Source organism: Pseudomonas sp. Q1 (assembly GCF_009935975.1).
In the GTDB taxonomy this organism is placed as follows: Bacteria; Pseudomonadota; Gammaproteobacteria; order Pseudomonadales; family Pseudomonadaceae; genus Aquipseudomonas; species Aquipseudomonas palleroniana.
Genome location: NZ_QODI01000014.1, coordinates 39,312 through 58,142 on the forward strand (window position 1 = coordinate 39,312; position 18,831 = coordinate 58,142).

The following is an 18,831-nucleotide window of genomic DNA, read 5'->3' on the forward strand; positions in this document are numbered from 1 at the left end:
GCCCCAAAAGTAACCAAAAGGGCTCCTGCCCCACCACTCGGCACCTCGCTCAGGCTCGGTGTGCCCGAACACAGGCTTGAATCCGTGGGCCGCCGTCATGGGCCATCCCTGGCCCAGGACGGCTAACCCGGCGTCCTGCCGGGTTACCCACGGATTCAAGCCTGCGTTCGGCCAGCGTGGTTTAACGGGGCGCCAGAGATCAAGATCAAAGGCAGATCAAAAGCAGATCAAAAGCACGGCAGGCGGTGTATGGGCTATTCAGGTGGGCGTTACGCCCTGCCCGAAGCGTCGGATGGCCAGGCAGTAGCCGATCAATGCCAGGGTTGCCAGCAGCCCGCCAGCGGCGCCGATCCAGGCGAAGCCGAAGTGGCTGCCGACCCAGCTGCCCATCAGGGCGCCGCCGCCGATGCCGATGTTGTAGATGCCGGAGAACATTGCCATGGCCACGTCGGTGGCGTCCGGTGAGAGCACCAGCACCTTGGACTGCATGGCCAGGCCGAAGCCCATGATCGCGATGCCCCAGAATACGCTCAGGCCGACGAGATAGGCCTCTGCGCCACTCAACGGCAGCAGCAAGGCCAGGCACGCCGCCAACAGGAACACCGTGCCGACCACGAACAGGTGAGGGTTGAAGCGGTGTATCAGGCTGAACAGCAGTGAGCCGATGATGCCGGCGCCGCCGAATACCAGCAGGATCAGGGTGACGGCGTTGCCGCCCATGCCGGCCACGCCTTCGACGAAGGGTTCGATGTAGCTGTAGGCGGTGAATTGGGCCGTCACCGTCATGGCGGTGAGCACGTAGAGCGCCACCAGCGCCGGGCGCTTGAACAGCAGCGGCAGGCTACGCAACGAGCCGGAGTTCTGGCTCGGCAACAACGGCAAGGTGCGCGCCAGCCAGAACACCAGGGCCGCTGCGAACGCGCCGATGACCAGGAACGTGGTGCGCCAGCCCATCGCTTCACCGAGCAGGCGGCCCAGGGGAATGCCCAACACCATTGCCAGGGAGGTGCCGGTGGCGAGCAGGCCCAGCGCCTGCACCTGTTTGCCTGCCGGCGCCAGGCGCACCGCGAGGGATGCGGTGATCGACCAGAACAGCGCATGGGACAACGCGATGCCGATACGGCTGAGCATCAGCACGCCAAAACTGGTGGCGATACTGGAGAGGATGTGGCTGGCGATAAACAGGCCGAACAGCACGATGAGCAATTTGCGCCGTTCGACGTTGCGGGTCAGCAGCATCACCGGCAATGACGTCAACGAGACGATCCAGGCATAGATGGTGAGCATCAGCCCGACGCTGGCGATGGGCATGTCGAAGCTGGTGCCGATGGCGCTGAGCAGCCCGACGGGCACGAATTCGGTGGTATTGAACACAAACGCGGCCAGTGCGAGGGCGATGACCGGTTGCCAGTTGGCTTGGGGGGTTGTGGCTGAAAGGCTCATGGGTTGGCGCGGTACTCTGACGGTGATCAAGCGGCCACCCGGGACAAGCGCCGCCGCCGAGCATTCTATAGGTTTCTCGGCGGTGTGTTAGCGATGTTCCTGATCAAAAAGCCGTCAGGGTCATCAAGGCGCGGTCATGGTGACGATATAGGCCCCCGACTGAATCGGCTTTCCGCCCGCATCCACCAGCAGATACCGTTGGTCGTAATAACGCCCATTGCTGCTGTCGGCCAACAGCTTGACGTTGGCTGTCGCATTGCCCAGCGCCTGTACGCTGCCCACGGGCTGCACGTCGAAGCGGCTGCCGCGCATGGCCTGAGGGCAGCCATTGAAGGCCACGGTGGAGCCGCCCGGCGTGGCGGAATCGCAACCGGGCTCGACAATGCTGCCGTGAAATTGAATGACCCCCGAGGAGGCGGCCATGCAGGTCCCCGCCCATACCGCGAGCAAGCCCGTAACCACTGACAAACGTATAACGTTCATGACGACGCTCCTTCTGGGTTGTTAAGAAGGTCATCGTCCGTTCGGGTGCAGACTTGAGAAATTTCGTCGCTTTAAGAATCGCCTGATAGCCAGGCGACGCTCCCCTACGGGTCCACTTGCCCCATCAATTCTGGAATGCTTTCCGGCCGTTTGGCATAACGCTGCGCCAACGCCGCACAGACCATCAACTGGATCTGGTGGAACAGCATCAGCGGCAGGATCAGCACGCCCATGGTCGCCCCGGCGAACAACACCTGGGCCATTGGCACACCCGTCGCCAAGCTCTTCTTCGAGCCGCAGAACAGGATGGTGATGCGGTCTTCCTGGTTAAAGCCGAACGCCTTGCCCAGCAGCGTCGACGCCACCAGCACCAGGCCCAGCAGTACGCAGCAGGCGATCACCAGACCGCCCAGTTCCCACAGCGGGATCTGGTGCCAGATGCCTTCATTCACCGCTTCGCTGAACGCGCCGTACACCACCAGCAGGATCGACCCCTGGTCGACGAATTTCAGCCAGGATTTGTTGCGCCCGACCCAATCACCGATCCAGCGCCGGGCAACCTGCCCGGCAATAAAGGGCAGCAGCAGTTGCACGCTGATTTTCAAGATTGCGTCGACGGTGGAGCCGCCCTCGCCGTGGACATTGAGCAACAGCGTCACCAGCAACGGCGTGAGGAAGATACCGAACAGGCTCGACGCCGCCGCACTGCAAATCGCCGCCGGGATATTGCCGCGCGCCAGCGAGGTAAAAGCGATCGCCGATTGCACGGTGGCCGGCAACGCACAGAGGTACAGCATGCCCATGTACAGGTCTTTGCCGATCAGCGGCGAGAGCAACGGCTTGAGCGCCAGGCCCAGCAACGGGAACAGCACGAAGGTCAGGCTGAACACCAGCAAGTGCAGGCGCCAATGGCCGGCGCCGGCGACGATGGCCTGGCGTGACAGTTTGGCACCGTGCAGGAAAAACAGCAGCGCAATGGCCAGGTTGGTCACCCAGCCGAACGCAACGGCGGTTGGCCCGGTGGCGGGCAACAGGGAGGCAATGATCACCGTGGCCACCAGGGTCAGGGTGAAGTTATCCGGTAGAAAACGTGGGCGGGTCATGAGCAAGTCGTCCAGGGGTTGCAAAACGCGTCATCGCGACTCTAACGTAACGGCTTGTTACCGACTAACGCCAATGAGCCAGTAAATGCCGCCGAAAGGACATGATAAAACCGTGCGCCGCAGTGTCCCCGGGCTGTCCAGCCTGCCGCGGCCGGTGTATGGGCGTACCGAATCCCTGCCCAACCGCGCCTTGACGCGCCGACACAGCCACCCGTGGGTGCAGCTCTCCTACGCGATTTCCGGCGTGCTGGAAATCCAGACCAGTGCCGGCCGGTTCGTTGCACCGCCCCAGCGCGCGGTGTGGATTCCCGCAGGTGTGCCGCACCGCGTGTTCAGTTCGCCGCATACCGAAATGCGCAGTTTGTACCTCGATTGCAGCGTCACTACCTGGGCGGCCGAGCGCTGCCAGGTGCTGGAGGTGAGCAGTTTATTGCGCGAGTTGATCCGCAGCTTCAGCGAGCTGCCGGTGGAGTATGCCGAGGATGGCCCGGATGGACGCCTGGCCCAGGTGGTGCTCGACCAGCTCGCCGCCGCCCCGCAGGTGGATTTGATGCTGCCGCTGCCCCATGACCCACGGCTGCGCCAGATCTACCGCAGTTTGAACCTGCACCCGGAGCAACAGACCACGCTGGGGCACTGGAGCGGGAAGCTGGGCGTCAGCGAAAAGACGCTCAGCCGCTTGTTCCTGAGCGACACGGGGCTGACCTTTCGCGCCTGGCGCCAGCGCCTGCGACTGCTGAGTGCCCTGCCCGCCCTGGAACGAGGCGAGCGAGTCACGGATGTGGCATTGGGGTGTGGGTATGAGTCGACGTCGGCGTTCATTGCTGCGTTTCGCCAGCAGTTTGATGCCACTCCAGGTGAGTTTTTTCGCTGATCTGGCTGGGGCCGCTTCGCGGCCCGACGGCAGCAAGCTGCCTCGCCACAATAACAGCGCCTCATCCCACAGGCCGGTCAGCTGCCGTTGCCGCCATGGGCCTCTTCAAAGAAGTAGTCCTTCCAGCTCCCGGCCTTGTTCTTCAACACGCCAAGCTCCTGGAGTTTCTCGGCGTAGATAAAGGTGCGCTGGGGCACGATGGTGAAGTCGATCTCCGGGTCCTGGACGATTTTCTCCACCAGGTCCAACGGCAGCTTGGACTGCTCCACACGGATATACGCCTTGGCGGCGGCCGGTTTGTCGGCCTTGATGATCTGCTCGGCTTCGGCCAGGGCGGCATAGAACGCCTTGTAGGTCTTGGGGTTCTCGTCGTGAAACTTCTGCGTGGTGTAGAGCACGTTGAACGACGCCGGCCCGCCCAGGATGTCGTAGGAACTGAGCACCTTGTGCACGTTGGGGTTCAACAACTCCTGATACTGGAACGGCGGGCTGGAGAAGTGCGAATTGATCTCTGAACCACCGGCAATCAACGCGGCGGTCGCGTCGGGATGGGCCAGGCTGATGGAAATATCGTCGAATTTCTTGTAGTTCGCATCGCCGAACTGCCTGGCGGTCTCGATCTGCAAGGTGCGTGACTGGAACCCTACGCCGGCGGCGGGCACGGCGATGCGGTCTGTTTCGGTGAAGTCCTTGAGGGTCTTCACCTTGGGATTGTTGGTCAGCAAGTAGTTGGGCATCGAACCGAGGGAGGCGATGGCCTTGACGTTCTGCTTGCCCTTGGTGCGGTCCCACAGGGTGAGCATGGGTGGCACACCCGCCGAGACCACATCCAGGGCACCGGCCAGCAGCGACTCATTCATCGCGGTAGCGCCGAAGATGCTGTTCCACTCCACCTGGATGTCCAGCCCCTGTTCCTTGCCGTGTTTTTCGATCAGGTGCTGGTCGCGCACCACGTCGAGGATCAGGTAGCCGATACCGAATTGCTGGGCGATGCTGATCTTGCCTTCGGCCTGGGCGCCGAGACTGATCAAGGCGCTCGCAGCAGCCAGGAGGGTCAGGGAGGAACGCTTGAAAGTCATGTAGGGGTCTGCCGCGCTTTTTAAGAAGGTGATGGAGCGTAGCGGCGATTTTTAAGACGGGAAAAGAATATCGGGATCTATTGTTATGCAAATAATCCCCAAAACCCCGCTCGGCTGGTATTGTTTCGCGCTTTGAAAAACAGCTACATGTCTGCGAGGAAATGGCCGTTGAACACTGACGAAAAAATGACCGGTGACCTGTTCGAGGTGGATAAGCGCCTGTCACTCAAACCCGTGGTGGACTTCAACGCCTACCTGCACAGCGCGTTCGGCGACGGCCCGTGCACCTGTGTTCGATGCGCGGCGGCCAATGGCGATGAAACCGGCTACGCGTTCCAGCACACGTTCAACTTCGACGGCAAACCCACCCACCGCCGCTTCGCCGCCACGGCGGGTAGCGATGTGTTGCAGGCGTTGAAGAAGGCATGGCTGTCGTACACCAAAGCCGAGTTGCCGCTCAGCGGCGTGTTGGCACTGGACACGGTGAAGGAGTTTGTCGAGCCGCAACTGCACAAGCGCCTGGCACCGTTGTTTCTGGCCAGTGGGTTGGTCAAGGATGTGGAAGGTGAGCTGCACCTCCAGCCACAAGCGGCGGCCTAGATCGGGAGCAACGTGAAAGGAGGCAAGCCCTAATGCCCGTCAGTTTAGAGAACCTGCCGCGACCAAACTCCGTAGTGAGCGGGCTTGCCCCGCGCTGGGTGGCAAAGCCGCCCCACCAAAGACGCCGCGGTATTTCAGTAGAACCGAGGTGCCTGGGTTTGGGGCGGCTGCGCCACCCAGCGCGGGGCAAGCCCGCTCACTACGATGATGTGTTCTACATCCCACCATTTAACTGACTGGCATTAAGGCAAGCCCCCTTCCACAGGTTTCCGCTTTTCCAGCTGAACAGGCTTATTTACGCGCCGCCTCCCACGATTTGAGCAAGTCGCTGTAAGCCACCGTTTCGCCTTTCGGTTTCTCGTTGGCCAGTTTCGGCTTCGGCGCGCCCGGCTGGTCGAACCAGTATTGCGCGTCACGCTCGGGGTTCATTTTCGGACCGCACACCGGCTGCACCTTGGAGCGTTCCAGGCGCGTCATGATCGCGTCCTGTTCCTTGGCCAGGTTGTCGAGGGCCTGTTGCGGGGTTTTCTCGCCACTGGCGGCGGCCGCGATGTTGCTCCACCACAGTTGCGCCAGGCGTGGGTAGTCCGGCACGTTGGTGCCGGTCGGGGTCCACTCCACCCGTGCCGGGCTGCGGTAGAACTCCACCAGGCCGCCGAGTTTCGGCGCCAGGTCGGTCATGGCCTGGGAGTTGATGTCGGACTCCCGAATCGGCGTAAGACCCACGATGGTTTTCTTCAGCGAGACGGTTTTCGAGGTCACGAACTGAGCGTAGAGCCAGGCCGCGAGTTTCTGTTTCTCCGGCGTCGACTTGAGGAAGGTCCAGGAACCGACGTCCTGATAGCCCTTCTTCATGCCCTTTTCCCAGTAAGGCCCAACCGGCGATGGCGCCATGCGCCATTTCGGCGTGCCGTCGGCGTTCACCACCGGCAGGCCCGGCTTGGTCATGTCGGCGGTAAACGCGGTGTACCAGAAGATCTGCTGGGCAATATTGCCCTGGGATGGCACCGGGCCGGATTCGGAGAAGGTCATGCCCGCCGCTTCCGGCGGAGCGTAGGCTTTCATCCAGTCCACGTATTTCTGGGTGGCGAACACGGCGGCCGGGCCGTTGGTGTCGCCGCCACGGGTCACGCTGGAACCGACCGGGTGGCAGTCCTCCACACGAATGCCCCATTCGTCCACCGGCAAGCCGTTAGGCAAGCCTTTGTCGCCGCCGCCAGCCATGGAGAACCAGGCGTCGGTGAAGCGCCAGCCCAGGGACGGGTCTTTCTTGCCGTAGTCCATGTGCCCATAGATGCGCTTGCCGTCGATTTCCTTGACGTCTTCGCTGAAGAATTTGGCAATGTCTTCATAAGCCGACCAGTTCACCGGCACGCCGAGCTCATAGCCGTATTTTTCCTTGAACTTGGCTTTCAATTCCGGACGCTCGAACCAGTCGGCACGGAACCAATACAGGTTGGCGAATTGCTGGTCAGGCAACTGGTAGAGCTTGCCGTCCGGCGCGGTGGTGAAGGAGGTGCCGATGAAGTCCTTGATATCCAGGGTCGGCGAGGTGAAGTCCTTGCCTTCGTTGGCCATCAGGTCGGTGATGGATTCGGTCTTGCCGTAGCGAAAGTGCGTACCGATCAAGTCGGAATCGTTGACCCAGCCGTCGTAGATATTCTTGTCGGACTGCATCTGGGTTTGCAGCTTCTCGACTACGTCACCTTCCTGCAGCAGGTCATGGGTCAGCTTGATACCGGTGATTTCGCTGAACGCCTTGGCCAGCACCTTGGATTCGTACTCGTGGGTGGTGAGGGTTTCCGACACCACGTTGATCTTCATCCCACGGAACGGTTCCGCCGCCTTGATAAACCACTTCAACTCTTCGAGCTGCTGGGCGTCGGTGAGCGTGGACGGTTTGAACTCGCTGCCGATCCATTTTTTCGCGGCATCTTCATACGCATCCGCCCAGGCCGTAGCGCTCAAACCGCTGAGAGCCAGTACGCCGGCCAATGAAATGCTATGTCGCAGCTTATTGTTTTTATCGAACATAGAGACCTCCTGGTTAATTTCGAACGGGACTACAACCGCCACACAGCCCCTGTAGGAGCGAGCTTGCTCGCGAAAATCGTTAACGATAACGCGGGCATTCTGGATGCTCGCGGTGTTCTCGAGTTTTTCGCGAGCAAGCTCGCTCCTACAGGGCGTTTGTCTAGCCCCAACGCATCACACACAACAGCCACATCAGGGACAGCACGCCGGCCACCCAGATGCTCCAGCCGGTGACGCCGATTACCAGCAGATGCAGGTAGGCGCTGCCGAGAAGACCGATAAACAGCCGATCACCACGGGTGGTGCTGATCGGTAAAAAACCGCGCCGTGCAATACTCGGCGAGCGCAGCTCCCATGTGGTCATGCCCACCAGCAACAGGGCAATCGCCCCGAAGAACAGCGCTGTGGGGGTGGTCCAGGCCATCCATTCCATGATCGACTCCTCAGACCCGGCCCAGGGCAAAGCCCTTCGCCACGTGGTTGCGAACAAACCAGATCACCAGCATGCCGGGCAGGATGGTCAACACCCCCGCCGCTGCCAGCACGCCCCAATCGATACCCGAGGCCGAGACCGTGCGGGTCATCACCGCCGCGATGGGCTTGGCGTTGACCGAGGTCAGGGTGCGCGCCAGCAACAGTTCGACCCAGGAAAACATGAAGCAGAAAAACGCCGTGACACCGATGCCCGAACCAATCAGCGGGATAAAAATCTTCACGAAAAATTTGGGAAAGCTATAGCCGTCGATGTAGGCGGTTTCGTCGATTTCCTTGGGCACGCCGGACATGAAACCCTCCAGAATCCACACCGCCAGTGGCACGTTGAACAAGCAATGGGCCAGGGCCACTGCGATATGCGTGTCGAACAGGCCGATGGACGAATACAGCTGGAAAAACGGCAGCAAGAACACCGCCGGAGGCGCCATGCGGTTGGTCAGCAACCAGAAGAACAGGTGCTTGTCGCAAAGGAAGCGGTAGCGCGAAAACGCATAGGCCGCGGGCAAGGCCACGCTCAATGAGATCAGCGTGTTCAGGCTCACGTAGTACAACGAATTGAGGTAGCCGGTGTACCAGCTCGGGTCGGTGAAAATCACCCTGTAGTTGGCCAGGGTGAAATCCTGCGGAAACAGCGTCAGCCCGCCGAGGATTTCGGTGTTGCTCTTGAACGACATGTTCAACAACCAATAGATCGGCACCAGCAGGAACAGGATGTAGACCAACAGCGGAATGACCTTGCGCTTGCTCATGTTGGCGGCCTCAGCGGTTGGCGTCGGAATGGGTCATGGCGGTGTAGAACAGCCAGGACACCAACAGGATGATCAGGAAGTACACCAGGGAAAACGCCGCCGCCGGGCCAAGGTCGAATTGGCCGACGGCCATCTGGGTCAACGTCTGGCTCAGGAACGTGGTGGCATTCCCCGGCCCGCCACCGGTGAGCACGAAGGGTTCGGTGTAGATCATGAAGCTGTCCATAAACCGCAGCATCACGGCGATCAGCAGCACGCTTTTCATCTTCGGCAACTGGATATGCCGGAACACCGCCCAGGCCGATGCACGGTCTATGCGTGCGGCCTGGTAGTACACATCCGGAATGGCGCGCAGCCCCGAGTAGCAGAGCAGCGCGACCAATGACGTCCAATGCCAGACATCCATGATCAATACGGTGACCCAGGCATCCGCCGTGTTGGCCGCGTAGTTGTAGCTGATGCCCAGCGCGTTGAGGCTGGAACCGAGCAAGCCAATGTCGGCGCGGCCGAATATCTGCCAGATCGTGCCGACGACGTTCCAGGGGATCAGCAGTGGAATGGCGAGGATGATCAGCACCAGCGACGACCAGCGGCCCTTGGTCGGCATGGTCAGGGCAATGGCAATGCCCAGGGGGATTTCGATCAGCAGCACGCAGGCCGAGTAGATGAACTGGCGCAGCAATGAGTCGTGCAGACGCGGGTCGAGCAGCACCTGTTTGTACCAGTCGGCGCCGACAAAGTAGCGGCTGGACTGGTCAAAGATGTCCTGCACCGAATAGTTGACCACGGTCATCATCGGGATCACCGCACTGAACGCCACCAGCAGGAACACCGGCAGCACCAGCCACCAGGCCTTGTTGTTCTGCACCTTGTTCATGGCTGCACCTCCAGCAGGTAGTCGTCGACATAGACCATCAGCCACTGGGCGGGGAAGCTGATCGAGGCGTTGCCTGCGGGCACCGGTTTGTCTTCGGCCAGGCGGACCTTGAGCAGGGCGCCGTCGAGGTTGAGGGTCATGATCTTGTAGGTACCGAGGTCTTCGAGATGGCAGACATCGGCCTGCAGTGCGTCAGGGTTGTGCTCGTCCCACACGTGGATAAATTCCGGGCGAATCCCCACCTGCAGTTTCCGGTAGTTCGTCTCGACGATGCGCTGCTGCAGCGCCTCAGGCAGCGGCAGCAAGGTGCCGGCAAACGCCACGCCGCCCGCCTCGGCCCGCACGTCGATCAGATTCATCCCCGGACTACCGATGAAATAACCGACAAAGGTGTGGCTGGGCCGCTCGAACAGTTCACGCGGCGTACCGAACTGCACGATCTGCCCGCCGTACATCACCGCAATCTTGTCGGCGAACGTCGACGCCTCAAGCTGGTCATGGGTGACGTAGACCATGGTGATATTGAACTGCTCGTGAATCTGCTTGAGCTTGCGCCGCAGCTTCCACTTGAGGTGCGGGTCGATCACCGTCAAGGGTTCGTCGAACAGGATCGCCGACACGTCATCACGCACCAGGCCGCGGCCCATGGAGACTTTCTGCTTTTCGTCGGCGCTGAGGTTGCGGGCTTTTTTGTCCAGCAGGTTTTGCAAGTCGAGGACTTCGGCAATTTCCTGCACCTTGCTGTGCACTTTCGCCTCGGCCATGCCCTGGTTGCGCAGCGGGAATGCGAGGTTATCGAACACCGTCATGGTGTCGTACACCACCGGGAACTGGAATACCTGGGCGATGTTGCGTTTTTCCGGGGTCAGTTGATTGACCACCTGGCGGTCAAACAGCACCTGGCCTTCGGATGGGCTGAGCAAGCCGGAGATGATATTGAGCAAGGTCGACTTGCCACAGCCTGACGGCCCCAGCAGCGCGTAGGCACCACCCTGCTCCCACACGTGGTCCATTTCGCGAATGGCGTAGTCCTCTGGACCACTCGGCGTAGGGCTGTAGCTGTGGGCAAGGTTCTGCAAATGGATCTCGGCCATCAGGCAACCCTCGCGATACGACGCCCGGGCGCCTGGAGCAAGCGCCCCTGGCCATCGAACACAAACAGTTTATGGGTGGGGATATACACGCGGATCGGCGCGTCGACATCGTACTCATGCACCCCCGGCAGGTGCAGCACCAGCAAGAAGTGTTCGCTGCGCACATGCAGGAAGGTTTCCGAACCGCTGATCTCGGCGACTTCCACGGTCACGGCCAACTCCAGATCATCATCATTGCTCGGCACCAGGCTGATATGGCTGGGGCGCACGCCAAAACGGAACTCGCCCTCACCGAGCCCGCGCAGGTCGACATTCAACGGGAAGTGCACAAAATTCGCGAAACTCACCTCGTTGCCGCTGATACGCCCGGGCATCAGGTTGATCGGCGGCTCGGAGAACAGCTCGGCAGCCAGCACCGTCTGCGGCTGGTGGTACACCTGGGCAGCCTTGCCGCTCTGGATCACCCGGCCTTCGTGAAGAATGGTGGTGGTGCCCCCCAGCGCCAGGGCCTCGTTGGGTTCGGTGGTGGCATACACGGCGATGGTGTGGCGAGCCTTGAACAGTTCGCGCATTTCCTGGCGCAGTTCTTCACGCAGTTTGTAGTCCAGGTTCACCAGCGGCTCGTCGAACAGGATCAGTTCGGCGTCTTTCACCAGTGCACGGGCCATGGCCGTACGCTGCTGCTGGCCACCGGACAGTTCCAGCGGGTGGCGTTGCAGGAATTTTTCGATGCGCAACATCCTGGCGGTTTCCAGCACTTTGCTCTGGATCAGGTCCTGGGCCATCCCCGCTTGGCGCAATGGCGAGGCGATGTTTTCGAACACGGTCATGGTCGGGTAGTTGATGAATTGCTGGTACACCATCGACACGTTGCGCAAGCGCACCGGCCGCTGGGTGACGTCCACGCCGTTCATCAGGATGCGGCCGCTGTCGGGCTTGTCCAGGCCGGCCATCAAGCGCATCAGGCTGGTTTTGCCGGAGAGCGTGCGGCCGAGCAATACGTTGAACGACCCGGCCTCGAAGCGCAGGTTGGCGTCGTCGATCCAGGTTTGACCTTCGACGACGCGGGACACATGTTCCAGGGTCAATGACATGGCGCGCCCTTTTTTCTTATTGGAATGAATCTGGCCCAATGTCAGAGCCAGATTCATGCCAAAACCACAAGCGTTTGATGTGCAAGGAAAAGCGCAAAACAGTCTGTTCAAGCGTGAACACAAATGAACAACCTGGGGTTGACAATGAACAGTACTGAACAACACTGTTCAGACTCGATCGCCCACACAATGCAGGTCAATTGTGAGAGGGGGCTTGCTCCCGATGGCGGTGTGTCAGTCGATTCATGGGTGGCGGTCGTACCGTCATCGGGAGCAAGCCCCCTCCCACATGACCGCTGGATTGTGCAAGATCCCATAACAATAAAAAGAAGGTCGCCCCATGGCCGCTCCCTTGGCTCACGACACGCTTATCCAGGAATCCTGGCGCCGTTGCCGCGCCTTCGGCCTGGACCACCAGAGTGCTCCCAGCTTCGACCTGCTGCCCGCCGAGGGCATCAGCCAATTGCTGGAAAGCCAGCACTCTCTGGTGCAGACCACCCATCAGGAAGTGCTGCCCTATTACGAAAACATCCTCAGTAACTCCAACTGCCTGATCATGCTGGCCGACAATCAGGGACAGGTCCTGACCTCGTGGGGCACCCAGCGCTTTATCACGCCGACCCTCGCGCGTGGGTTCAATGCCGGGGCCAGTTGGCAGGAACGCGCCACCGGCACCAACGCCATCGGCACGGCGCTGGCCTGTGCCCAAGCGGTGCATATCGAGCACGACGAGCATTTCCTCAAGGCCAACCGCTTCATGACCGGCTCGGCCGCGCCGATCTTCGATGCGCAGCGTGAAATCATCGCGGTGCTGGATGTATCCAGTGACAGCTACCTGCCCCCCTCCCACACCCTGGGCATGGTCAAGATGATGAGCCAGACCGTGGAGAACCGGCTGATCCTCAACCTGTTTCGCGGCGAACATTTCCAACTGACCTTCAACACGGGCCTGAACAACCTCGACAGCCAATGGGCGGGCCTGCTGATCTTTGATGAGAGCGGCCAGGTGCTGTCGGCCAACCGTCGCGCGGATAATTTGCTGGGCATCAGCCTGTCGCGAGTGATGATCGACAGTTTGTTCAAAGTGTCGTTGCTGGAGTTGCTGAACCAACCGGAGGGGTTGCCGTTTTCACTCCAGGCCGCAGGACGCAACCGCTTCCAATGCGTATTGAAACGGCCGAAGAAAACCCCTGTGCAGGCGCGGGTCTTCACGGCGCCAGCGCCGAGTGAACCGACATCGCCAAGCCCCAGCGGGATTGGCCTCAACGCCCTGCACTTCGGCGATAGCCGCGTAGAGAAGGCCGTGCGCCAGGCCGAGCGTCTGTTGGAGAAGGATATCCCGCTGCTGATCCATGGCGAGACCGGCGTGGGCAAAGAGGTGTTCGTCAAGGCCCTGCACCTGGCCAGTTCCCGCAGCCGGCAGGCCTTTATCGCGGTGAACTGTGCGGCGATTCCTGCGGAACTGGTGGAGTCGGAGCTGTTCGGTTATGAAAAAGGCGCCTTCACCGGCGCCAGCCAGAAAGGCAGCATTGGCCTGATCCGCAAGGCCGACAAGGGCACGTTGTTCCTCGACGAAATCGGCGATATGCCGCTGCCGACGCAGGCCCGTTTGCTGCGGGTGCTGCAGGAGCGCTGCGTGCAACCGGTGGGTAGCAGCCAACTGTTCCCGGTGGATTTGCGCATTATCTCGGCGACCAATCGCGTGTTGCGCGAGTGGGTGCAGGCCGGCCGCTTTCGTGAAGATTTGTACTACCGCATTGGCGGCCTGGCCCTGGAGTTGCCGCCCCTGCGCGAGCGCGCCGACAAGCAGGCACTGTTCCAGCAACTGTGGCAGCAACACCGGGAACCCACCCAACGCGCCGGTTTAAGCACTGAGGTGCTGAGGTTGTTCGAGCAACACCCGTGGCCGGGGAACTTGCGCCAGGCCAGCAGTGTGTTGCAGGTCGCGTTGGCGATGGCGGAAGACCAGCCGGTGCGCCCTGAACACCTGCCGGATGACTTTTTTGTCGACCTCAAAGGTGCTTCGCCACCGCGCCAGGCATACCCAGTTGATGACCTGGACCTGACACAACGCTTGAGGGCAGTGGGCGGGAACATTTCCCACCTTGCTCGGGAACTGGGCGTCAGCCGCAATACCCTGTACAAGCGTCTGCGCCAGAACGACGGCTGAGCCCGCCCCGCTCATACGTGCCGCAGCCGTTCAACGCCAGCTCCATGACACGCCGGTATAGATGCCTCGGCCATCCGCCGGTGTGGACCGGGCCAGGTCCATGCCTTTGTCGTCGTAACCCGGGGTGACGGTATTGGCGTAGCGGCGGTTGGTGAGGTTGCGCAGGTCGACCCACGCCTGCCAGTCCTGCTTGGGCGCGTCGTAGCCGAAGGTAGCGCCCAGTGTGGTATACGCCGCGGCGTAGTAGGAATTGGCATAGTCCACCGCCACCCGCGACGCATGTTCGGTGTTGAGGCTGGTGTACAACCCCGTCGGATGGCTGTAGCGCAGTTGCGCCTGGTAGTAGTGCTTGGGAATGCCCGGCAAGGTGTTGCCACCGAAGCGGTCGTCGTCGCGGTAGTGGAAGTCACTGAAGGTGTAGGCTTGGCGCAGGGCGAGCTGGCCGGTGCGACCACCGTTCCACAACGGGCTGAGCAGGCTCAGTTCCACGCCCTGATGAATCGTGGGGCTGGCGTTGTTTTCGGCGGTGATGGCATTGGTGGTAGCGGTCTGCGCCTGGGTTTCCACGGTGAGCAGTTCGTGGCGCACTTCGGAACGGTACAGCGCGAGGTCCCACTGGCCGAACCATTGCTCGCCACGGCCGCCGACTTCCAGGGTGGTAGCGGTCTGGTTTTTCAGGCTTACGCCTTCACGCGCCAAACCCTTGGCCGGGCCACCCGCAAAATACTTGTTGGAACCCCAGATCATCGACCACGCATGCGGCGGCTCGACCGAACGGCTCAAGTTGCCGTACACCTGCAATTGCGGGGTGAAGTCATAACGCAGGCCGATACGTGGGGCGTAGTCCCAATCGTGCTGGCTGAGCGGCGCCTGGCCATCGGGATAGGTGACCTGGGTTTCGCGACGGGTGTAGATCGCCGCCAGGCCGGTGGTCAGCCACAGGTCGGGGACCAGTTCCAGGTCATTGCCGATATGCAGCACGGTGTCGGAGCCCAGGTAGCTGTAGTCGCGGGTCTTGGTGCCGGGTGCGTAGCCGGCGGTGTTCCCGGCAGGCGTGCGCACATATTCCGAGGCGCCGTTGTTGGGCATCGCCTGGGTGGTGCGCAGGCCGACCGTGGTGTTGCTGTCGTGACCGAACAGCGTGTCCTGGCGGATATAGTTGAGGGTGCTGCTGATATCGGTGTAAGCCACTTTCAGGCGGTTGGTGCCTTCGCGCAGGTCCATCGGGTAGTCGTGGTAAGCGAGGCCGACTTCGATGCGGGAATAGTCGTCCAGCTGCAAGGTGGTCTTGTTGGCGATCCAGGTGGAGCCGGGTTGCAAGCGCTTGGAATCACGGGCGACATTGAGGCTGTTGGCCGCCCGCGGGTCGTGGCTGATCTGGGCGCGGGTGAGTTTGCCCGGGGTGTCGTTGGTGGTTTCGCGGTAGCGCAAATAGAAACGCGTTTCCAGGTTGGGGTTGAAGCGATAGCCGAAGTTGGCGGCGACACCCTTGCCGGTGCCCGCACTCTGCTGCTGGTAGCCGTCGGACGCCGAATCGGTGAGGCTGATGTAGTAATCCGCGTCCCCCAGGACCTGGCCCGAACTGATCTCACGCTGGGTGTAGCCGCGACTGCCCGCTTCATAGCGTACCTGCAGCTTGGGCGCGTCGTAGCCGGTGCGGGTGACGTAGTTGACCGAACCACCGAGCGCCAGCGCGCCCTGATCAAACCCGTTGGCGCCCCGCAACACCTCGACCCGGCTCTGCCACAACGGGTCCTTGAGTTCGTAGGGCGTGCCGCCAGGGCCGGTCAGTGGCAAGCCGTCGAGCATTTCATAAAGCCCGGAGGCATGGGCGCCGGGGCTGCGGTTCAAACCCGAACCACGGATGGAGAGCTTTACGCCCTCGTTGTTGGCCGCCTTGGCATACACTCCGGCCTGATACTTGAACACGTCTTCGTTGCTACTGACGCGGCCCTGTTGCACGCTGTTCATGTCGATGAAATTGGTGCCGCCGGGCACGGCCTGGAGCTGGGCCCGGGCCACTTCATCGGCGCTGGCTTCGTTGCTGGTGACTTCGACCGGCGCCAATTGCAGCTCTTCGGCGTGCACCATTGAACTGAAGGCCAGAGCGGCAAAAAGCAGTGGAGGTTGTCGCAACAGCATGGGCAGGTCCTTGAAATACAGGGGCATGACAGGCCGTGGCCATCACGCGAACTGTGATGGGAAGACGGGGGACTGCCTGAGGTCACGTCTTATTGACGCGCCGCCCTGCCGCCAATCAATGGCTGCCCGACTGGCCCTGATCCGGCGAAGCTTGCAACGCCCTCATCAACTCATCCGCCTCCGACCCCAGTGGGAACCTGAAGCCCTGCATTTCATCCTCGGCCAGTATTTCGGCGAGGGCGTCGCGTAACTGCGTTTCGGTCGGCGAATCGCGCAGCAGTTTGTGTGCGGGCAACAACACACTCGCGCCAACTCCTTGGACGCTCGCGGCGTCGATCACGGCAAAGAGGATAAATCGCAGGCGAATTTCGCGATCCGTCGGCCAAACCTTTTTTCGCTTACCCAAAGCACGCACTCGTTTTTAAGAAAAGTCCGAGGCTATGGCCGACGGGGGCGGCGTTTCAAGGGAACGGGCAGCGGATCGTCCGATTCCTACGCAGGAAAAGGAAATGCCGCACTGTCAGATCGATGGAGGCTGCGACGGTGCAGGTCACTGCACCGGCAAACAATTAATCAGCGGCAGACATGCGCGTATATCGAGGCCGACGCGCCGGTAACGCTCATGCCGCCGAACCTCAGGTTTTGTTGCAGCCGATGCGCGCAGGCAGTTGCCCCTGCTTCGCTTTCAACGCGGCTTGAACCGGTTGCGGCAGATTGCTCCAGAACGTCAGCCCGGATCGCTCCTCGATCTGGTTCACGGTCACTTGGTAATCGCAGAAAGCCGCGCCTTTCGGGGTTTCCTGGTTCATCACGAACGAGGCGTAAATGCCGTCTTGCGGCGAACTGCCGACAAAGATGATTTTCCAGTAGCCGCTGGGGATGGTGTGGACCTTGTTCGTACCGGGAAGCGTGCCGACAAAGTGCTCGTACAGTGGCCCGGTGACCACATACACCTGGTCCACGCCAGGCTCTTTGGCGAGGTTTCTCTCCTGGTCTTCCAGGCGCGCCCAAGGACCCTGGTTCAGATCAGCCTTCTGCGGGGTAATGTTCGACAAGTAATTGAGGGTTGGCCAGTCCGCCACACCGGCCATTGACGCGAGGTTGGCCTGATGGCCGCGGTCGACCTTGAGGGCGACATTGGCGCCGTTGTAATCCACGGGGTCGAGGGTTTCTCCGGGCGGAATATCCGGGTCCGTCGCCCAATTGCGCGCCCGGCCGCTCGCCGGTGTGTTCTTGGTGATTCGGTACGACACCCAGTTGGCGAACTTGGTCGAGCCGTTGTTGTTCAGGGTGTATGCCTGGCGATTCAACGTCAGTGGACTGCCGCCGGTAGGGCAGCCTACGCCACAGTTATCGAACGCCGGCACCTGCCCCGGCATCACCTGGATGGCAACCGCAGGCTCACGTGTTCTATCGGTGGTGGTACAGGCGGCAATCAGCGGGATCAACAAAAACGGCAGGTGCTTGAACTGCAGACTTCCTTGCATGGTGTAACTCCTTGTAGGTGAAGCAATCGTACCGATCATTCGGAAATCAGCTACAACGGTTCCTCCGTTGTCTGACGCACGCATTCAACCACAAGAAGGTTTCAATGTAAGGACTGTGACTGTCTCGGGGAGGGTATTTTCTTCGATAGTGCGTAGGAAATGGCAGCCTGTAACGCTACAGGCTGCCATCGACTGTTCAGGCGTCAGTCATCCCGATCATCGCGATCACGGCCGTGATTGCGGTCATACCGACGATCATCGTAGCGACGGCCTCGCCCCTGATCGTTGTCATCGCCCTGGTCGTAGTACCTGCGGTCATGATCGTAGTGCCTGTAATGATCACGGCCATACCCGCCTCCGTCGTCCCACACAGGCACACAGCCCCCCAGCAGGAGAAGGCCGGTGGTGGCCAAGAGTATTACTGCTGCGCGCTTCATTCTGAATGTCCTGAAAGCTGGATTCACAAACCCCACCCAACCTGCGGTCCGGTGAGTTGCGAACGCCAATTAGTGGGAAGTTGAGGTGCCGGCCTGACTCAGTCCCTTCAGGTTGTGATCCCCTGGCGTAGTCGCCGAGATCGCCGTGGCCTTGGATAGTCCCTGGGTTGTTTTGGTGTGCGCTACACCGGATGTGGCAAGCCCATGGCCCCGATCATTTTTGAGAGCGCGCCCAACATGATTGCCACTCACGCCGTGATCTCGAACCGCCCTGCCTTGATGGTCGGCTTCGTGACCTTCAGCGAGTCCTTTACCCTCGGAGCCCGCCGCATGCCCCGCGCCCGCATGGCCACCCCCGCCGCCGCCGTTACCGCCGCCACCGCCATGCCCGCCACCGTCTTTGGCATAGGCAGAGGCCATGACTGACAGTCCCGCAGGCAGCAGCGGCGCAGCCGCAAACAACATTGCGCACGACACAACGGCAACTAAGGATTTCTTTTTAAAACGCATGGAGGAGTCCATCGGGCTGGGGTTGAACTGCATGTCATATCTGACACACATTGTTACATCCAGTTCAACTCAAGCGACAAATGGATACGCAGCAATCAATGCTGGCAATCGGGCAGGTCTGGGGCTAAACGGGGAGCGCTTTTAAGGTAAAAGCCAGTCA

At 61.0% G+C, this 18,831-nt stretch carries 19 protein-coding genes; 4 read left to right on the forward strand and 15 right to left on the reverse strand.

The features are described 5' to 3' along the window. Positions 1-258: 258 nt before the first annotated feature. The 3 genes from DK870_RS21395 to DK870_RS21405 form a co-directional block, all read right to left on the reverse strand. Positions 259-1,443: a sugar transporter gene (locus tag DK870_RS21395; RefSeq protein ID WP_161549621.1), complete on the reverse strand. Its 1,185-nt coding sequence runs from the start codon at positions 1,441-1,443 to the stop codon at positions 259-261. Between the two features lie 123 nt (positions 1,444-1,566). After that, the gene (locus DK870_RS21400; protein WP_161549622.1) at positions 1,567-1,926 is read right to left on the reverse strand and encodes a type 1 fimbrial protein; all 360 of its coding nucleotides are present in this window, start codon (positions 1,924-1,926) and stop codon (positions 1,567-1,569) included. A gap of 104 nt (positions 1,927-2,030) precedes the next feature. Beyond that, entirely contained in the window at positions 2,031-3,029 is a 999-nt protein-coding gene (locus DK870_RS21405) for a bile acid:sodium symporter family protein (RefSeq protein ID WP_060755586.1), read from the reverse strand. Positions 3,030-3,114: 85 nt separating this feature from the next. Here DK870_RS21405 and DK870_RS21410 point away from each other — a divergent pair, with 85 nt between their 5' ends. Further along, complete coding sequence (locus tag DK870_RS21410; protein WP_104994096.1) at positions 3,115-3,903, forward strand: helix-turn-helix domain-containing protein; 789 nt, start codon at positions 3,115-3,117, stop codon at positions 3,901-3,903. A gap of 77 nt (positions 3,904-3,980) precedes the next feature. On the opposite strand, the gene DK870_RS21415 is transcribed toward DK870_RS21410, so the two are convergent. Next, complete coding sequence (locus DK870_RS21415) at positions 3,981-4,982, reverse strand: ABC transporter substrate-binding protein (RefSeq protein WP_161549623.1); 1,002 nt, start codon at positions 4,980-4,982, stop codon at positions 3,981-3,983. Positions 4,983-5,150: 168 nt separating this feature from the next. Between DK870_RS21415 and DK870_RS21420 the strand changes: the two genes are divergently transcribed. After that, positions 5,151-5,582: a hypothetical protein gene (locus DK870_RS21420; RefSeq protein ID WP_060755589.1), complete on the forward strand. Its 432-nt coding sequence runs from the start codon at positions 5,151-5,153 to the stop codon at positions 5,580-5,582. Between the two features lie 291 nt (positions 5,583-5,873). Here DK870_RS21420 and DK870_RS21425 read toward each other — a convergent pair whose 3' ends face one another. The 6 genes from DK870_RS21425 to DK870_RS21450 all read right to left on the reverse strand — a co-directional run bounded on the left by DK870_RS21425 (position 5,874) and on the right by DK870_RS21450 (position 11,925). Continuing rightward, positions 5,874-7,616, reverse strand: coding sequence for an ABC transporter substrate-binding protein (locus DK870_RS21425; RefSeq protein ID WP_060755590.1), 1,743 nt, complete (start codon positions 7,614-7,616; stop codon positions 5,874-5,876). A 160-nt stretch (positions 7,617-7,776) separates the two neighbouring features. Beyond that, positions 7,777-8,049 carry a DUF2160 domain-containing protein gene (locus tag DK870_RS21430; RefSeq protein ID WP_104994099.1) on the reverse strand — a complete coding sequence of 91 codons (273 nt, stop codon included), beginning with the start codon at positions 8,047-8,049 and terminating at the stop codon, positions 7,777-7,779. A 10-nt stretch (positions 8,050-8,059) separates the two neighbouring features. Next, positions 8,060-8,860, reverse strand: coding sequence for a carbohydrate ABC transporter permease (locus tag DK870_RS21435; protein ID WP_161549624.1), 801 nt, complete (start codon positions 8,858-8,860; stop codon positions 8,060-8,062). A gap of 10 nt (positions 8,861-8,870) precedes the next feature. Further along, on the reverse strand, positions 8,871-9,737 hold the full coding sequence (locus DK870_RS21440) for a carbohydrate ABC transporter permease (protein ID WP_060755593.1): 867 nt from the start codon (positions 9,735-9,737) through the stop codon (positions 8,871-8,873). Beyond that, positions 9,734-10,831 (reverse strand): ABC transporter ATP-binding protein, encoded by a 1,098-nt coding sequence (locus DK870_RS21445; RefSeq protein WP_161549625.1) that lies wholly within the window; start codon positions 10,829-10,831, stop codon positions 9,734-9,736. The genes DK870_RS21440 and DK870_RS21445 overlap by 4 nt, the downstream gene beginning before the upstream one ends. Next, a complete protein-coding gene (locus DK870_RS21450) occupies positions 10,831-11,925 on the reverse strand; it encodes an ABC transporter ATP-binding protein (RefSeq protein WP_090372380.1) in 1,095 nt (364 codons plus the stop codon). The genes DK870_RS21445 and DK870_RS21450 overlap by 1 nt, the downstream gene beginning before the upstream one ends. A 340-nt stretch (positions 11,926-12,265) precedes the next feature. Here DK870_RS21450 and DK870_RS21455 point away from each other — a divergent pair, with 340 nt between their 5' ends. Then, a complete protein-coding gene (locus DK870_RS21455; protein WP_161549626.1) occupies positions 12,266-14,095 on the forward strand; it encodes a sigma-54-dependent Fis family transcriptional regulator in 1,830 nt (609 codons plus the stop codon). Between the two features lie 30 nt (positions 14,096-14,125). Here DK870_RS21455 and DK870_RS21460 read toward each other — a convergent pair whose 3' ends face one another. The 5 genes from DK870_RS21460 to DK870_RS29740 all read right to left on the reverse strand — a co-directional run bounded on the left by DK870_RS21460 (position 14,126) and on the right by DK870_RS29740 (position 18,671). Continuing rightward, the gene (locus tag DK870_RS21460) at positions 14,126-16,237 is read right to left on the reverse strand and encodes a TonB-dependent receptor domain-containing protein (RefSeq protein WP_161549627.1); all 2,112 of its coding nucleotides are present in this window, start codon (positions 16,235-16,237) and stop codon (positions 14,126-14,128) included. Positions 16,238-16,352: 115 nt separating this feature from the next. After that, positions 16,353-16,643: a hypothetical protein gene (locus tag DK870_RS21465; protein WP_060755596.1), complete on the reverse strand. Its 291-nt coding sequence runs from the start codon at positions 16,641-16,643 to the stop codon at positions 16,353-16,355. Between the two features lie 229 nt (positions 16,644-16,872). Continuing rightward, entirely contained in the window at positions 16,873-17,724 is an 852-nt protein-coding gene (locus DK870_RS21470) for a DNA/RNA non-specific endonuclease (protein WP_060755597.1), read from the reverse strand. A gap of 196 nt (positions 17,725-17,920) precedes the next feature. Continuing rightward, positions 17,921-18,073: a hypothetical protein gene (locus tag DK870_RS29860; RefSeq protein ID WP_161549628.1), complete on the reverse strand. Its 153-nt coding sequence runs from the start codon at positions 18,071-18,073 to the stop codon at positions 17,921-17,923. A 157-nt stretch (positions 18,074-18,230) separates the two neighbouring features. After that, entirely contained in the window at positions 18,231-18,671 is a 441-nt protein-coding gene (locus DK870_RS29740; protein ID WP_235594036.1) for a hypothetical protein, read from the reverse strand. Here DK870_RS29740 and DK870_RS21485 point away from each other — a divergent pair. Continuing rightward, positions 18,580-18,816 carry a hypothetical protein gene (locus DK870_RS21485; RefSeq protein ID WP_145977757.1) on the forward strand — a complete coding sequence of 79 codons (237 nt, stop codon included), beginning with the start codon at positions 18,580-18,582 and terminating at the stop codon, positions 18,814-18,816. The genes DK870_RS29740 and DK870_RS21485 overlap by 92 nt on opposite strands. Positions 18,817-18,831 lie beyond the last annotated feature (15 nt).

What these genes read in the sequence shown, in the direction of transcription:
- DK870_RS21395 (WP_161549621.1), bottom strand. Translation starts at nt 1,443, where the DNA reads ATGAGCCTTTCAGCCACAACCCCCCAAGCCAACTGGCAACCGGTCATC.
- DK870_RS21400 (WP_161549622.1), bottom strand. Translation starts at nt 1,926, where the DNA reads ATGAACGTTATACGTTTGTCAGTGGTTACGGGCTTGCTCGCGGTATGG.
- DK870_RS21405 (WP_060755586.1), bottom strand. Translation starts at nt 3,029, where the DNA reads ATGACCCGCCCACGTTTTCTACCGGATAACTTCACCCTGACCCTGGTG.
- DK870_RS21410 (WP_104994096.1), top strand. Translation starts at nt 3,115, where the DNA reads ATGCCGCCGAAAGGACATGATAAAACCGTGCGCCGCAGTGTCCCCGGG.
- DK870_RS21415 (WP_161549623.1), bottom strand. Translation starts at nt 4,982, where the DNA reads ATGACTTTCAAGCGTTCCTCCCTGACCCTCCTGGCTGCTGCGAGCGCC.
- DK870_RS21425 (WP_060755590.1), bottom strand. Translation starts at nt 7,616, where the DNA reads ATGTTCGATAAAAACAATAAGCTGCGACATAGCATTTCATTGGCCGGC.
- DK870_RS21430 (WP_104994099.1), bottom strand. Translation starts at nt 8,049, where the DNA reads ATGGAATGGATGGCCTGGACCACCCCCACAGCGCTGTTCTTCGGGGCG.
- DK870_RS21435 (WP_161549624.1), bottom strand. Translation starts at nt 8,860, where the DNA reads ATGAGCAAGCGCAAGGTCATTCCGCTGTTGGTCTACATCCTGTTCCTG.
- DK870_RS21440 (WP_060755593.1), bottom strand. Translation starts at nt 9,737, where the DNA reads ATGAACAAGGTGCAGAACAACAAGGCCTGGTGGCTGGTGCTGCCGGTG.
- DK870_RS21445 (WP_161549625.1), bottom strand. Translation starts at nt 10,831, where the DNA reads ATGGCCGAGATCCATTTGCAGAACCTTGCCCACAGCTACAGCCCTACG.
- DK870_RS21450 (WP_090372380.1), bottom strand. Translation starts at nt 11,925, where the DNA reads ATGTCATTGACCCTGGAACATGTGTCCCGCGTCGTCGAAGGTCAAACC.
- DK870_RS21455 (WP_161549626.1), top strand. Translation starts at nt 12,266, where the DNA reads ATGGCCGCTCCCTTGGCTCACGACACGCTTATCCAGGAATCCTGGCGC.
- DK870_RS21460 (WP_161549627.1), bottom strand. Translation starts at nt 16,237, where the DNA reads ATGCTGTTGCGACAACCTCCACTGCTTTTTGCCGCTCTGGCCTTCAGT.
- DK870_RS21470 (WP_060755597.1), bottom strand. Translation starts at nt 17,724, where the DNA reads ATGCAAGGAAGTCTGCAGTTCAAGCACCTGCCGTTTTTGTTGATCCCG.
- DK870_RS29860 (WP_161549628.1), bottom strand. Translation starts at nt 18,073, where the DNA reads ATGGCCGTGATCATTACAGGCACTACGATCATGACCGCAGGTACTACG.
- DK870_RS21485 (WP_145977757.1), top strand. Translation starts at nt 18,580, where the DNA reads ATGACTGACAGTCCCGCAGGCAGCAGCGGCGCAGCCGCAAACAACATT.
- DK870_RS29740 (WP_235594036.1), bottom strand. Translation starts at nt 18,671, where the DNA reads ATGCGTTTTAAAAAGAAATCCTTAGTTGCCGTTGTGTCGTGCGCAATG.